This is a genomic window from Frankia torreyi (genome assembly GCF_000948395.1).
Classification (GTDB): Bacteria; Actinomycetota; Actinomycetes; order Frankiales; family Frankiaceae; genus Frankia; species Frankia torreyi.
In genome coordinates this window covers 21,570-36,586 of sequence record NZ_JYFN01000015.1, presented here as the reverse complement: position 1 = coordinate 36,586, position 15,017 = coordinate 21,570, and the positions used below count along the sequence as shown (strand labels likewise).

Here is a 15,017-nt window from a genome sequence, read left to right as displayed (position 1 = left end):
GAGCCTACCCGCCGCGGGGACCAACCACGTCGCGCCCGGTGTCCCGACTACGAACGGCCCAGTTCCCGGGAGCGGTCACCAGCGGCCTCCAACGCGTCCATCAGCGCCGCGCGCACCCCCCGCCGGTCCATCTCCCGCAACGCCGCGACGGTCGTTCCCGCGGGGGAGGTGACCGCCTCCCGCAGCAGCGCCGGATGCTCGCCGCTCTCGCGCAGCATCCGGGCCGAGCCCAGCGCCGTCTGGGTGACGAGTTCCGTGGCCAGCGGGCGCGGCAGGCCGAGCAACACTCCCGCCTCGACCATCGCGTCGACCAGATAGAAGAAGTACGCAGGCCCGCTGCCAGACAGCGCCGTGACCGCGTCGAGCTGGGACTCCGCGACCTGGGTGACCCGCCCGACCGGCTCGAGCAGCGCCTGCGCGGCGGCGAGATGCTCCGGCGCGGCGTTGCGGCCGCCGCAGATCGCCGACATCGCCTCCCCGACGAGCAGCGGGGTGTTCGTCATGACCCGGATGACCGGCGGCGACGATGGCAGCCGCTGCTCGATCGCCGCCGTGGTGACCCCGGCCGCGAGCGACACGACCAGCGTGCCGGCCGAGACCTCCGGGGCGATCTCGGTCAGCAACGCGGCGACGTCCTGCGGCTTGACCACGATGAGCAGCACGTCGGCCTTGGCTGCGGCGACCGCCGGCGGGTGCACCTCGACGCCGTGGCGGGCCGCGATCTCGGCGGCCCGGCCCGAGTCCCGCTCGGCCACGACGACGTCCCCGGCCGCGTGCCCGGAGCCCAACAGACCGGACAGCACCGCCTCGCCCAGCCGTCCCGCCCCCATGACCGCAACGATCATGACCGTCCTTCCCTTCCGTCCGCTTCGACCTGGAGGGTACGGCCCGATCGGGCGATCCGGGGAACGCGGGTCGCCCCGGATCTGGGGTGCCCGGATCCGGGGTGCCCGGATCAGCGGCCGCCGCCGGGCGCACCGCCGTGGCCGGACCACCGGTCGTACCCGCCGTGGCGCCCGCCCTCGTCGCCCCGGTGACGACCATCGGTCGTACCGCGTCCGGTATCGGGGCCCACGGCCGGCGGCCAGCCGCCACCCGCCCCGCGGTCGTACCCGCCGCCGTCGGCATAGCCGCTCCGGTCCGGACCAGGCCCGCGGTAGGTGAGCGGGTCACGCGCCGGGTGGGAGTCGTACTCCTGCACCCAGGGCCGCTCGCCCGCGTCGACCCCCGGCTCCCGTCCCGGCCCGAAGTTCGGCTCCTCAAGGTAGGCATGGTCCACGTAGGCGGGCCCGACCGGCGGCGGGGTCGGGCCGGTCAGCGGGTCACCGCCCAGACCGCTGTAACCGCCGGCGCCCCGGTGACCCGCCGGAGCGCCGTAGCTCGCCGGAGCGCCGTAACCCCCCGAAGCGCCGTAACCCCCTGAAGCGCCATAACCCCCTGAAGCGCCGTAACCGTCGGGATCCTGGTGATTCCCGACGCTGCGGTAACCGCGCTGACTGCTGTAACCGCCAACGCCGCCGAGGCTGCCGTAGTCGGTCTGACCGCTGTAGCCAGCCGAATCGGGATAGCCAACCGGACCGGAGTGGGCGGCGGACGCGGAGTGGGCGGCCGGACCGGTGTGCGGTGGCCGGGTCCGGTCGGCCGGCGTGGTCGCGTAGCCGGCGCGGGGGCGCGCGTACCCCTCATCGATCCATACGTCAGCATCGTCGTCGGTGTCCGGCTCCACGATGCCCGGCGATCCCCCCACGCGCGGATCGGTGCTCGGGCGGCCGCCCGAGTCCCGGTCGTAGAAGCCGGGCAGTTGCTGCTCGCCCCAGCCTCGGCCGGCACGATCCTGGCCAGCACGATCCTGGCCCCCGTCGGGCCACCGCGGGTCGGTCCGCGGGTCGCTCGCGTAGGCACCGTCGCCATCCCGGCCGTCGCTGTAGGCATCCGAGCTGTAGGCGGCCGAGCTGTAGGCGGCCGGGCGGTGGGCGCGGTCGTCATCGCCAGCGGTGGGACGCCCGCCATCCCGATCCGGGTGCCGACGGCGGACACCGGGCTCGGTGCCCGCGGCACGCCCGACAGGCTGCGGGTATCGCCGGTCGTCCGCAGCCGGTTCGCCGCGGCCCAGGCGGTCGCTGCCGTACCCCGCCTCGACGTACCCGGAGTCCACGGGCGGGGCGTCGACGAGGCCGGGGTACGCGTACCGGGCATCGCCGCGCCTGTTTCCACCGGTGCGGTGGTCGGCGGCGGCTCGGCCAGCGTTGCCCGGGAGTTCCAGCCGGGCGGTGTCCTCGCCGCGGCCGGTGTCCTCGAACCGCCGGTCTTCCTCGAGCCGCCGGTCTTCCTCGAGCCGGCCAGCCCCCTCGAGTCGGCCGGCCGACTCGGGCGCTGGGCGGCTGGCGGAGCTCTTCGGCGACGCCGGTCCGCGAGGGGTGTCCGCCCACGTGGGGCGGGCCCGCTGCGCGGGCTTCTCGACGAACCGGTTCGAGAAGTAGGCGATGAACGTGCTGGCGGCGGCGGCGCACACCACCGAGGGCCACAGCCCGATCCGGGGCACGAGCTGACCGTTGGCCGCCGAGATGACCGGGTAGTGCCACAGGTAGATGCTGAAGGTGATCTTTCCGAGGAAGGCCATCCGTGGGCTGCCGAGCAGGCGAACCCAGGCGGTGTCCCGGCGCAGGTCGGCGCTGAGGATGACGATCGCGCCGAGCAGGGCGCTCGGGATGTAGGCCGCATGATCGAGCCAGTTGGCGTCGTGGGTGTCCTTGTTCGGCCCGAGGAAGGCGAAGAGGATCAGTCCGATCCCGGCGAGGAGGCCGAGGTCGGCGATGCGCCGCCCCACCGTCCAGCGCTCGATGGCGGCCGAGGTGACCGGCGTGACCTTGCTTCCCGGCTGCTGAGAGTGCCGGCGGCGGCGTCCGCCCGTGGCCGGATCGGCGACCGGCTCCTCCTCGGCCAGGGCACGCAGCCGGGCGTCGCGCCAGACGGCGAGCAGGCAGCCGATCAGCAGCGGGGCGACGTGGGTGTCGAGCGCCAGGTACACCCGCGAGTGCGGCGCGCCGCCGCTGGCGAGGGTGTACGTCCACACCGCGCACACCGCGATCATCGCGAGCAGTATTTTGATCAGGTGCGGCCGCAGCCGCGCGGACCGGGAGACGAGCAGGAACAGCCCCGGCCACAGCAGGTAGAACTGCTCCTCCAGCGACAGCGACCAGACGTGGGCCAGCCAGCGACCGCCCGCCGCCGGGTGCACGACCTTGTACCAGTTGTTGACGTTGAAGAACGCGGACAGCGCGCTGCCGATGTAGTCGTCCCGGAAGGGGACGTCGTTCCATTTGAACGCCACCGTGACGGCGAGCCCGACGAGCAGGTAGACCCACATCGCGGGCATGAGGCGGTAGGCACGCCGGACCAGGAATCGGCCCAGGGAGATCGTCCCGGTCCGGCTGCGCTCAGCCAGCAGCAGCGCGGTGATGAGAAATCCACTGAGGACGAAGAAGACGTCGACCGCCACGTTGCTGGCATGGATCGCGCCCATGTGTCCGGCAAGGATGATGTAGATGCAGACGACCCGCAGCCCGTCGAGGGCCGGGTTGTAGGCGAACTTCGCGGCGGCGTCCGCGGACGAGGCTCCGGCCTGCCGGGCCGGCGCTGACGATCGCGGCGGCGGTGGGGCGCCGCGCCGCGGGCCGGCGCCGTCATGCGTTCCGCCGCGCTCGCGCCCGGCCCGCGCCGCCCGCGCACGCGGGGGCGAAGCGCGCGGATCCCCCGTTCGAGGGTTCCCCCTACGTTGATCCCCCGAATGCGGATCCCGCGCATGCAGATCCCCCGTGCGCAGATCCGCCGTATGCAGATCTCCCGCACCCTGATCCCCCGTGCGCAGATCCATCGCTCCGGTCTGCCAGGAGGTCATCGGGCCGGTAGCCGCCGCCCAGGAGTCCGCCGCTCCAGCCCGTTCCGGACCACGCCGCATGATGACCGTCGCCTCCTCTAGCGGAACGCCGGCGGTCGGCGTCCGACTCAGGGGTGACCTGTGGCGCCGGGACGGGCCGGACACGGCGCTGCGGTCCGTGCACCGATCCGCCCATCACGGTCAGACCAGCATGAGGTACCTGCAACACCGCTCTTCGCCAACAAAGTTGGACACCACCCCCGCGAACGCCGCAAGACTAACGGACCGGTAAATCCGGAGGAAGTCGGGTACTCAGTCTTGAAAGCGACATGACGGCTTCCTGTACCCACAGTACTCGATTCATTACATATAGGGCATGGAAGACGGCGGGGCGTCACCGACCGGTTCGGGAATGCGCATCGAGCCGGCGGCGGGCCGGCGCGGGCGGCTCAGCCCTCCGGCATCCGCGCAATCACCAGCAGGGTGCGAAAGGGCTCGACGACGACACCGTCGGGAAAGGCCCGAAGCATGGTCCGACGCTCGGCGTCGAGAAAGTCGTCGAGGCGATCACCGATTGCCGCGACGTACGACTTGGAGCGCAGCCACGTGAGGTACTCGTCCATTCCGATGCGCCGGTGCCAGCGCCCGGTGAGGGTGACGACCTCACTGAAGTGACCGGTCCAGCGCAGCTCGTCGGCGAACGGGCGGGCGCGGTATTCGCGCCGATAGCCGGGGCTCATCCGTTCCAGCCGTTCCTGCTGGCGCTGCCACCAGCGGAACTCCGCCGCGTCGACGTCGTTCCACCAGACGGCGATCGCGCCGCCCGGGCGCAGCACCCGCGCGGCCTCCGCCGCGGCGACCGGCACGTCCACCCAGTGCCAGGCCTGCGCGTAGCAGACCAGGTCGGCAATCCCCGCCCGCAGCGGCAACGCCTCCCCGTCACCCCGGACGGCGGGCAGGCCGGGGCTGCGGTCGAGTAACCGGGCGAGCATGCTCGGACCGGGCTCCACCGCGACGACGCGCGCGCCGCGGGCGAGAAGCAGCCGGGTGGCGATCCCGGTGCCGGCGCCCACGTCGATGACATCCGTCCCCGCCAGCGGACGGCCCAGAATCCTTTCGATGTCGCCGAAGACATGCTCGGGATAGCTCGGCCGGGCGGCAGCATAGGCCTCCGCCAGCGGGTCGAACAACGAGCCGGTCGGGGTCCGTCCTCGGGACATGCCACTATGGTGGCGACTAACCGCCGACGTGTCAGCCGTAGGTGTGATGAAGTCCTGCGGCGGACGGCGCGGCGAAGTGCAGCCGGGTGAACGCGAGCGCCTCGGCCAGGTCGGCCTCCCGCTGGGCGCGCGACTCGGCGCGTCGCGTGTTGATCTCGACGACGATCGTCCCGTCGAAACTGCCGGTAGCCAGCAGCTCGAGCAGTTCGGCGCAGGGCTGCGTGCCACGGCCGGGGACAAGGTGCTCGTCCTTGGCCGACCCGAGACCGTCGGCCATGTGCACGTGGACCAGCCGCTCACCGAGGACGCCGGCCAGCGCGATCGGGTCCGAGCGCGACACGCTCGTGTGCGACAGATCGAGGGTGACGTGGGCGTAGTCGTCCTCGACCGGCGACCAGTCCGGCGCGTACGCGGACACCTCCCGGCCGCGGGCGCGCAGCGGGAACATGTTCTCCACCGCGAACCGCACGTCGGTCTCCCCGGCCATCCGCTCGATGCCCGTCACGAACTCCCGGGCATAGTCCCGCTGCCAGCGGAACGGCGGGTGGACGACGACCGTCGGAGCGCCGAGCGTCTCGGCGACGGTGCGCGCCCGCACCAGCTTCGCCCACGGGTCGGTGCCCCAGACCCGCTGGGTGAGCAGCAGGCACGGCGCGTGGATCGCCAGGATCGGGATGCCGTGGTAATCGACCAGCCGGCGCAGCGCCTCCGGGTCCTGGCTGACCGGGTCCGTCCAGACCATGATCTCGACACCGTCGTAGCCCAGCCGCGCGGCCATCTCGAAGGCGGACGCCGTGGACTCCGGGTAGGTCGAGGCGGTGGACAGCGCAACCCGCGCGCTGGGCGGGGTGGGTGCGGGGACAGGGGCGCCGCGCGGCAGGACGACCGCGGACCGGGGGGCTCGGGCGACCGCGGGCCGGGGGGGCCGGGCGGCCGCGGGCGCGGCCGCGACGGGAGCGGCCCGCTCCGGCGGCACCTGGGCGGGGGCCATCGCGACCGGCGGCACCGGCCACGCATCCTCATGCGACGCCTGCAAACCATCTCCCTGCCGTACGGACCGGGCACCGGTCTGCTCGACCGTTCCCCTCCTCCAGGCTAGGCCATCGTCGCGAACCCGCTCGCTCCGATGTCCGCCGGACGAGGGTGCGTAGCCCCACATCGCCTGCGACAACGGCAACATCCCGTTATCGTGCCGCTACAGCGCTTCACCCGCAACCGGACATCTACCTCTATCCGCTGCCCCGTCCGCCTCCCTGAGGCCGGGCTACCTTGCCCTTTTGGGGGACGAACCGGATACTGCTCCCCCGAAGGGCAAGGAAGGAAGTGGGAGGCAGGCAGGCCGAGGGCCGAGGGCCGGCAGGCGGCTCAGGCCGAGGTGAGCCAGTCGAGGCGACGCAGGATGACGCCCTCCCTCAGCGCCCAGGGACAGATCTCCACCTCGTCGATGCTGAACAGGTCGAGTGCCTCGGCGGCGACGACGGCGCCGGCGACGAGCTGCCCCGCCCGCGACGCGGAGACGCCCGGCAGTCCGACCCGCTCCTCGACCGGCATGCGGGACAGCCTCGCCACGACCTCGGTGAGATCGTCGCGGCGCAGCACCCGGCGGGTGTACGGCCCGCGGCTGTAGGGCTCGGCGCCGGCGATGCGCGCCAGCGAGCGGAACGTCTTCGACGTGGCCACCGCCCGGGTGTGCTCGCCGAGGTGGTAGATCGTGCCGACGACCGGCGCGATCTGCGCCCGCACGTAGCGCCGCAACTCGGCGAGCTCAGCCCGCTTGGGCGGGTCGTTGTCGGCCAGCCAGTCCCGGCTGAGCCGGCTGGCGCCCAACGGCAGCGAGGCGACCACCTCCGGGTCCTCGTGCATGCCGGCGCCGATCTCCAGGGAGCCGCCACCGATGTCCAGGGCCAGCAGCCGCCCGGCGCTCCAGCCGAACCAGCGCCGCACGGCGAGGAAGGTGAGCCTGGCCTCCTCCTCGCCCGGCAGGACCCCGATCGCGATCCCGGTCGCCCCCTTGACCCGGTCCAGCACCTGCTCGCCGTTGGTCGCGTCGCGCAGGGCCGAGGTCGCGAAGGCGGCGAGGTCGTGCACCCCGAGGGCGTCCGCCTGCTGGCGCATGTCCAGCACGCAGGCGGTCAGATCACGCTCGCCGTCGGGCCCGAGCGATCCGTCGGCGTCGAGCAGCTCGACCAGCCGCAGCGGAGCCCGCACGCTGGCCGCCGGCTGCGGCTGCCCACCTCGATGGGCATCCACGACCAGCAGATGGACGGTGTTCGATCCGATGTCGATCACACCGAGCCGCATCGGACCGGGATGGGGGCCCACCGGCAGCGGGCTCACGTCGACCGCGGGCCGCGCGGGCACGGACGGAGGCGGGCCGCCGACCACCGCCACGGCCGCGCCGACCGGCCCGACCAGCCCGATCGGCCCGACCTCGGCGGCGTCCCGGGCCTCGACGTCCTGCCGGCCACGGGCCGCCTCGCGGTCTCCCGCGGAGTCCTGACTCTGCGCGGCAGGCTCGGCGCGAGAGGTCGTACGGCTGGCCCCGAGCGGGAACCACCCTGTCGGACGCACGCCACCGAGCACCTGAACACCGCCCCCCTCCAGCCGCGACCTACCTGATCACGGCTCGAACTTGTAGCCCAGGCCCCGCACGGTCACCAGGTGCCGCGGATTCCCGGGTTCGCGCTCAATCTTCGTCCGCAGCCTCTTGACATGTACGTCCAGGGTCTTCGTGTCACCCACGTAGTCCGAGCCCCACACCCGGTCGATCAACTGACCCCGCGTGAGTACCCGCCCGGCGTTGCGTAGGAACATCTCGAGGAGTTCGAACTCCTTGAGCGGGAGGGTGACCGTGCTGCCGTCGACCGTGACGACGTGCCGTTCGACGTCCATCCGGACCGGTCCGGCCTCCAGCGTGGCCTCCGCGACCTCCTCCGTCTCCGACCGGCGGCGCAGCACGGCCCGGATCCGGGCGACGAGCTCGCGGGCCGAGAACGGCTTGGTGACGTAGTCGTCCGCGCCGAGCTCCAGGCCGAGCACCTTGTCGATCTCGCTGTCCCGCGCGGTCAACATGATGATCGGCACGCTGGACCGGGTCCGCAGCGTGCGGCACACCTCGGTGCCGGACAGGCCGGGCAGCATGAGATCGAGCAGGACGAGATCGGCACCGCGCCGGTCGAACTCGGCCAGCGCGCTGGGGCCGTCGGCGACGACCCCCACCTCGAAGCCCTCCCGTTCCAGCATGAAGGACAACGCATCGGAGAAGGACTCCTCGTCCTCGACCACGAGCAGCCGCGTCACCTGTTCGCTCCCCCTGTCACATCGGACGGACCGGCAGACCCGGACCGCTTCCTGTTCCCGGCGGGGCGGGGCGCCGCCCCGCCGGCCTTGCTCCCGCCACCGCCGCCACCCGCACCGCCCGCATCCCCCGCATCGGCACCGGCGATGATGTCGGGATGACCACCCGTCGCGCCCTCCGCGTCGGGGGTCTTGGATCGGGTTGTCGCCGCAGCGCGGCGGTCCTCGAAGGTGAACGACGGCGCCGGACCGGTGAACAGCGGCAGCCGCAGGGTGAACGTGGACCCCGCACCCTCCGCGCTCCACACGGTCACCGACCCACCGTGATTGGTGGCGATGTGCTTGACGATCGCGAGGCCGAGCCCCGTCCCGCCCGTCGCCCGGGAGCGGGCCGGGTCCGCGCGGTAGAACCGCTCGAAGACCCGCTCGAGATCCTTCTCCGCGATCCCGATGCCCTCGTCGGCGACCGAGATCTCCACGGTCGTCCCGCTGCGGCGCACGCCGAGCACCACCCGGGTGCCGCGCGGCGAGTAGCTGATCGCGTTGTCCAGGAGGTTCGCCACCGCGGTGACGAGCTGGTTCTCGTCGCCGAGCACCTGCAGCTCGCCGTCGCCGATCACCGCGATGGAGATCGCCTGCGCCTGGGCGACGAGCCGGGTGCGGTCGACCGCCTCGGCGAGCAGCGCCGCCGTCGGCAGCGGCCGCAGGTCGGGCAGCGGTTCGGCGCCCTGCAGCCGGGACAGGTCGATGATCTCCTGCACCAGCCGGGCGAGCCGGGCCGACTCGTGCGTCATCCGGGAGGCGAACCGACGCACGGCCACCGGGTCCTCGCTGGCCGCGGCGACCGCCTCGGCGAGGACGTGCAGCGCGCCGACCGGCGTCTTGAGCTCGTGGCTGACGTTGGCGACGAAGTCCCGCCGCACCGCCTCGACCCGGCGCGACTCCGTGATGTCATCCAAAATGACGGCGACATGACCGGACGAGTCCAGCAGGCGGGCCCGCGCGCGGACGGCCACGCCCTCCTGGTCGGGCCGGGGTCGGGTCAGCGGCGGCTCGGGTACCGGGGGCAGGTCGATCTGGCGCTCCCGGGCGCTGCCCGCCCCCCGGGTCGCCCGCACCAGCTCGGCCAGCTCCGCCACCGCGAGCTCATCGGAGTCGACCACGCCCATCCGCCTCGCGACCGTGTTGACCAGGACGACCCGGTCGCTGGCGTCCAGGACGATCAGGCCGGTCGGCAGGCCGGAGATGACCCGGCGGACCAGCTTCGCGGGCAGCATCGTCCCACCGTCCGCGCCCCCGTCGGGGCCGGTTGGCGGGGCGCTGCTGCCGGGTACCACCGTCATCGTCCATCCATCGTGTCGGGCCGCCCGGTGGGCGGGGGCGGCTCGGTGTGGTGTGCACCGGTTGTCACGGCATCCGCCGACCTGTCACCCACTCGCCGCATGCTAGGTGCCTACATGCCGCCCGGGCATCGCTCTGCAAGCCTCCACCGCCGATGGTCGCCAGTTGTTCATCGGACCTATCGTCGATGTTCACCGGACCGCGAGGGGTGCGCATCATCGTCGAGGTTCGGCGCGACACAGCGCCGTCATCGCGATCGCGGCGATTCGTCCCATAGTTCGGTTAGTTCGGTTCAAGCCCCATCCCGACAGCCGCCCAGCACCCCACAGCCGCCCCCCCGGCCCACTAGCGAACAGGAGGAGCCGTCCGTGCGGGACGCCTTCACCGATGAACTCGAAAGCATCAACCAGTCCCTGATCGAGATGACCAACCTGGTCGCCTCGGCCATGGCCCGGGCGACGACCGCCCTCCTCGACGCCGACCTCCAGCTCGCCGAGAACGTCATCAGCGGGGACGAGACGGTCGACCTGTTGCGCAACGAGATCGAGGAACGCGCGTTCGACGTCATGGCGCGCCAGGCTCCGGTCGCCACCGACCTGCGGATGATGGTCACCACCCTGCGGATCGTCGCCGACCTGGAGCGGATGGGCGACCTGGCGCTGCACGTGGCGAAGGTGGCGCGCCGCCGGTACCCGGGCCGGGCGATCCCGCCGGAGCTGCGCGCGACCATGCTGGAGATGGGCCAGGTCGCCCAGCGCATCGTCGCGAAGGCCGGCTCGGTGATCGCCAGCCGGGACACCGAGNTCGCCAAGCAGCTCGAGGCGGACGACGACGCGATGGACGGGCTGCACCGCGCCCTGTTCCGAGTGCTGATCGAGAAGCCCTGGCCGCACGGCATGGAGGCGGCGATCGACATCACCCTCTGCGGCCGCTACTACGAGCGGTACGCCGACCACGCGGTCTCCGTGGCCCGCCGGGTGATCTACCTGGTCACCGGGGAGATCGCCGCGTCCTGACCGGCGCCCGGTCCGGCGACTTCCCCGGGACGACGCGCCAGGCCCGCGCGGGTGCCGCGGGCCTGGAGACTGACCGCCGTTACTTCTTCCCCTGGGCGGCGACGGCGGCCGCGGCACTCGCGGCCGCATCCGGGTCGAGGTACCCCGAGTTCAGCACGCCCAGGTTGTCGTCGAGCTCGTACCGCAGGGGGATGCCGGTCGGGATGTTGAGCCCGGCGATGTCGGTGTCGCTGATGTGATCGAGGTGCTTGACCAGGGCCCGCAGCGAGTTGCCGTGCGCGGCGACCAGGACCGTGCGGCCGGCCCGCAGGTCCGGCACGATCGCGTCGTACCAGTAGGGCAGCATGCGGGCGACGACGTCGGCGAGGCACTCGGTGCGCGGGATGAGGTCGGGGGCGAGGTCGGCGTAGCGCTCGTCCACCCCGCTGACCTGCTCCGGACCGATCTCCGGCGGCGGCGTGTCGTACGAACGGCGCCAGAGCTGGAACTGCTCCTCGCCGAACTTCTCCAGCGTCTCGGCCTTGTTCAGACCCTGCAGGCCGCCGTAGTGCCGTTCGTTCAGCCGCCAGCTCCGGCGGACCGGTACCCAGGTCCGCCCGGCGGCGTCCAGCGCCAGCCAGGCGGTGCGGATCGCCCTGGTCAGCAGGGACGTGTGCACGACGTCCGGCAGGACACCGGCCTCGGCCAGCAGCTCACCGCCGCGGGTGGCCTCCTTCAGGCCCTTCTCGGACAGGTCGACGTCCACCCAGCCGGTGAACAGGTTCTCGCGGTTCCAGTTGCTCTCACCGTGGCGGAGCAGGACGAGGGTCGTCATACCCGAGATCCTGCCTGTTCGCCCGGGCCCTCGGCCAGCATTGCCGGTTCCCGCCGCCGGCCGGCCGGATCGCCGCCGGTCGCGGCCGGGGCCGGACGACGCCGACGCCCCACCGAAGGGGCCGGGCACCCGGGTCAGGAACACGCCACTCGGGTCGGGAACACGCCACTCGGGTCGGAAATGAACGACCCCCGGGCGCTCCGCCGCCGCTGGAAGCGGTGGCGGGCCGTCGGGACTTGTCGACGGCGCCCGGGGGTCGGGTGATCTGCCTGGTACTCGCCGGTGCCGGTGCCCGTGGGGCCACCCGGCTAGAGGTGAGGACCACGAGACCGGCTAGCGGACAGTCACCTCACGAGTCCTATGAGCATACAAAGTTTGGACCACCTCCTCTCTCGTGTACCGCAGACGCTACGCGGCCGGGCGGCCACCTCGCAACGCCTTTTCCGCACGCGTCGATGGGACCCTCCCGACACTCCGTTCGGGAACACGGCAAGCCGCCGCCTGCCGCCGCCGCTCCGCGGAGCGACGGAGCGACGGAGCGACGGCTGAGACACCGGTGATACCGGCCCGCCGGAATACCCTGGTCAGGCTGCACATCGAGCGATTGCGCCGGCCCAGCCGGGCCGTGGACGGCGGCCCGGGGCTGCGGGGGGCGACCTAGACTCGACGGTATGACCGCTGGGTCCACCCCGAGCACCACAGCCACCCGATCCCCGCTGCTCGACCTGCCCGGCGCGGTGCCGGCTGCCGGCGACGACGCGGCCGTCGCCGCCCACTACGGCGATCCGCTGCGCGAGCAGCGCGCGCTGCGGGACGGCGCCGCCCTCGTCGACCGGTCGCACCGCGAGGTCGTCCGCATCGGCGGCCCGGACCGGCTGTCCTGGCTGCACAGCATCACCTCCCAGCACCTGTCCGGGCTGGGCGCGCTGCGCGGCAGCGAGGCGCTGGTGCTGTCCCCGCAGGGCCACGTCGAACACCATCTCGTCCTCGCCGACGACGGCACGGCCACCTGGGTGGACGTGGAACCCGGCACGGCCGCCGGGCTGCTGCGTTACCTGGAGTCGATGCGTTTCCTGCTCCGGGTGGAGCCGGCGGACGTCGGCGCGCAGACGGCGGTGCTCAGCGTGGTCGGGCCGGCCGCGGTACCCACCGTCACCGCGGCCCTCGGCGGCGCCGACCTGGACCTGCCCGAGCCGCTCGCCCTCGAGCCCACCGGCGCGCCGGTCACCGGCCCCTACCCGGTGGCCCGAGCCGCAGACGGCACGCTGGTGCGCCGGATGGCGTACGGCGTCGATCTGCTCGTCGACCGGGCGGCGCTCGCGGCGACGACGCAACGGCTGCTCGCGGCCGGCGCGGTGCCCGCCGGGTTGTCCGCCTTCGACGCCATGCGGATCGCCGCCCGCCGACCGCGGCTGGGCCGGGAGACCGACCATCGCACGATCCCGCACGAGGTGGGCTGGCTCGCCGACGCGGTGCACCTGGACAAGGGGTGCTACCGCGGCCAGGAGACGGTGGCCCGGGTGCACAATCTGGGCCGTCCGCCGCGCCGGCTCGTCCTGCTCCACCTCGACGGCGTGGTGGCCGCCCCGGGTTCGGCGGTGACGGCCGACGGGCGTGAGGTCGGCTTCGTCGGCACCTCCGAGATGCACGAGGAGCTCGGCCCCATCGCCCTGGCGATCGTGAAGCGCTCGGTGCCGGCGGGCGCCGCCCTCGTCGTCACCGACCCCGACGGCGCCCCCGTCGCCGCCGCGATCGACCCGGACGACGATGACGGCAACGCGGCGGCCACGCCGAAGCGCCCGGCGGGCCGGCTGCTGCGCTCTTCCTGACGGTCCCGAGGGGTCCGCTCAAAAGGTGCGGGAAAGGGCCTGGTCGAGTTCGTGCGCCTCCGGGTCGGAGCTGTGCCGGCGCAACCGGCGCCGCAGCTCGTCGGCCCGGCGGGCGTTGCGCTTGGAGCGCGTCGCCTCCAGCATCGGCATCGCCTCCCGGGTCAGCGCGCAGCCGTGCTCGACATTGCCCAGGTCGACCTGGACGACGGCCCGGCGCAGCAAGTAGGTTGCCCTGTCCCGGGCCCGCGAGGTCGGCAGGATCGTCAGGGATCTCTCCAGCCACCGGTCTGCCTGCGCAAGGTGGCCAAGATCGATATAGCAACTGCCGATCTGGGCCTGGTACTCGCCCTCGTCGAAATAGTCGGCCCAGGCCGGATCCTCGGGCCGGGCGGCGTCCATCGCCTCCTCCGAACGGGCCAGCGCCTCCGCGCACGCGCTGGCCTCGCCGAGCGCGGCGTGGGCGCGGGCGCGACGCATGTGCAGCATGGCGCCGACCCGGCCGCTGGCCCCCCCGATACTAGTCACGGCGGCCTCCGCGAGATCCACCGCCTCCCGTGGGCGGGCGAAGTCGACGCACTGCAACGACATGTTCTTCAGCACGTTCGCGCCGAGCATCCGGTCGCCACCGGCGTGCGCGGAGTGCAGTGCGGTGATCCAGTAGCGCTGGGCGGCGGTCTGGAAGCCGGCGTCGAAGGAGACCCAGCCGGCGAACCGGGCGAGCTCGGCTGCGACCACATGCAGGTGGCGGCCGACCTGCTCGGTGTAGGACCCGCGGACCAGCAGGTCCGCCACCACCCCGAGCTCCGCGTCGACCAGGCGCCGGACGCTCTCGCCGCCGAGGCGCTCGTCCATCACCCGCAGGCCGGGGATGTTGTGTTCGATCCGGTTCACGATCTGATCGTCGACCCGTCCGCCGTTCAGCGCGGCGGACAGCCGGCTGGGCTCCAGGCCGAGCCACTGCGTCGCGAGCTCCGCGACACCGACCCCGGTGATCGTCAGGAAACCACGCCGGTCGGAGAGGGCGTCCTCGACGACGTCCATGATCGACGTGATGCCACCGGCCGGCGTCCACGGGTACTCGGTGCGCACGGCGTCGCCGGTCGGCAGCCAGGCCGGCCACGGATGCGACTCCAGCCGGTCGTTCGGGACGCCGAGCTCGGCGGCGAGGGCGAGCTGGGAGACCCGGTCCGGGACGACGCCGCGGTGCTCCCAGCGCCAGACCTTCTGGCGCTCGGCCGCCATGTTCGCCACCCCGAGGTCACGGGCGCGACGGGCCACCACACGGGCCAGTCGCTGGTAGGACCAACCACGCTGCGCGCGGACGAATGCGAGCGGATGAGTGCAGGCGTGCGCGTTATCCGTCAGCATCGACGATCTCCTCGAGTTGGAACTCCTGGGTTAATTCTGTGAGCGCCCACTGACGCTATGTCGCGACATCTTGGTGTCCATAGTGATGACCCCGGTGCGATGCGTGCACAGAGGTCACGGCCGGACCACTGGCGGCCGCGATTGCACGGATGTCGCCGGAACTGCCCGGGTATCCGGACGTAATGTCCGGTTCTCGAACGATGCGGTCCGGCGGCCATGACCTCGGGCGTCTTCCGACCGATATGCGCACGGAAA

General features: G+C 72.7%; 11 protein-coding genes and 1 pseudogene. 3 read left to right on the top strand and 9 right to left on the bottom strand.

Going from position 1 to position 15,017, the window contains the following annotated elements:
• Window positions 1–47: 47 nt before the first annotated feature.
• The 7 genes from proC to FF36_RS11680 form a co-directional block, all read right to left on the bottom strand.
• On the bottom strand, window positions 48–845 hold the full coding sequence (proC, locus tag FF36_RS11710; RefSeq protein WP_044885075.1) for a pyrroline-5-carboxylate reductase: 798 nt from the start codon (window positions 843–845) through the stop codon (window positions 48–50).
• Window positions 846–955: 110 nt separating this feature from the next.
• Window positions 956–3,958, bottom strand: a complete 3,003-nt coding sequence (locus FF36_RS11705) for an acyltransferase family protein (protein WP_044885074.1) — start codon at window positions 3,956–3,958, stop codon at window positions 956–958.
• Window positions 3,959–4,326: 368 nt separating this feature from the next.
• Window positions 4,327–5,097 (bottom strand): class I SAM-dependent methyltransferase, encoded by a 771-nt coding sequence (locus FF36_RS11700; RefSeq protein ID WP_044885073.1) that lies wholly within the window; start codon window positions 5,095–5,097, stop codon window positions 4,327–4,329.
• Window positions 5,098–5,128: 31 nt separating this feature from the next.
• Window positions 5,129–6,103 carry a sugar phosphate isomerase/epimerase family protein gene (locus FF36_RS11695; RefSeq protein WP_236705519.1) on the bottom strand — a complete coding sequence of 325 codons (975 nt, stop codon included), beginning with the start codon at window positions 6,101–6,103 and terminating at the stop codon, window positions 5,129–5,131.
• A gap of 359 nt (window positions 6,104–6,462) precedes the next feature.
• Complete coding sequence (locus tag FF36_RS11690) at window positions 6,463–7,668, bottom strand: Ppx/GppA family phosphatase (protein ID WP_479686782.1); 1,206 nt, start codon at window positions 7,666–7,668, stop codon at window positions 6,463–6,465.
• 48 nt (window positions 7,669–7,716) lie between these two features.
• Complete coding sequence (locus tag FF36_RS11685; protein ID WP_044885072.1) at window positions 7,717–8,397, bottom strand: response regulator transcription factor; 681 nt, start codon at window positions 8,395–8,397, stop codon at window positions 7,717–7,719.
• Window positions 8,394–9,737, bottom strand: a complete 1,344-nt coding sequence (locus FF36_RS11680) for a sensor histidine kinase (RefSeq protein WP_044885071.1) — start codon at window positions 9,735–9,737, stop codon at window positions 8,394–8,396. Before FF36_RS11680 ends, FF36_RS11685 begins: the two co-directional genes overlap by 4 nt.
• A 366-nt stretch (window positions 9,738–10,103) precedes the next feature.
• Between FF36_RS11680 and FF36_RS11675 the strand changes: the two are divergent.
• Window positions 10,104–10,538 (top strand): annotated as a pseudogene (locus tag FF36_RS11675) (phosphate signaling complex PhoU family protein); the annotation flags it as partial.
• A gap of 1 nt (window position 10,539) precedes the next feature.
• Window positions 10,540–10,751 (top strand): phosphate signaling complex PhoU family protein (locus tag FF36_RS37720; protein ID WP_277912895.1); only part of this gene is annotated, 212 nt, incomplete at its 5' end.
• Between the two features lie 79 nt (window positions 10,752–10,830).
• On the opposite strand, the gene FF36_RS11670 is transcribed toward FF36_RS37720, so the two are convergent.
• Window positions 10,831–11,565, bottom strand: coding sequence for a phosphoglyceromutase (locus tag FF36_RS11670; protein ID WP_044885069.1), 735 nt, complete (start codon window positions 11,563–11,565; stop codon window positions 10,831–10,833).
• A gap of 671 nt (window positions 11,566–12,236) precedes the next feature.
• Here FF36_RS11670 and ygfZ point away from each other — a divergent pair.
• A complete protein-coding gene (ygfZ, locus tag FF36_RS11665; protein ID WP_044885068.1) occupies window positions 12,237–13,394 on the top strand; it encodes a CAF17-like 4Fe-4S cluster assembly/insertion protein YgfZ in 1,158 nt (385 codons plus the stop codon).
• A gap of 18 nt (window positions 13,395–13,412) precedes the next feature.
• Here the strand turns inward: ygfZ and FF36_RS11660 are convergent, their stop codons facing one another.
• A complete protein-coding gene (locus FF36_RS11660; RefSeq protein WP_044885067.1) occupies window positions 13,413–14,762 on the bottom strand; it encodes an NsdA family TPR-like regulatory protein in 1,350 nt (449 codons plus the stop codon).
• Between the last annotated feature and the right edge of the window lie 255 nt (window positions 14,763–15,017).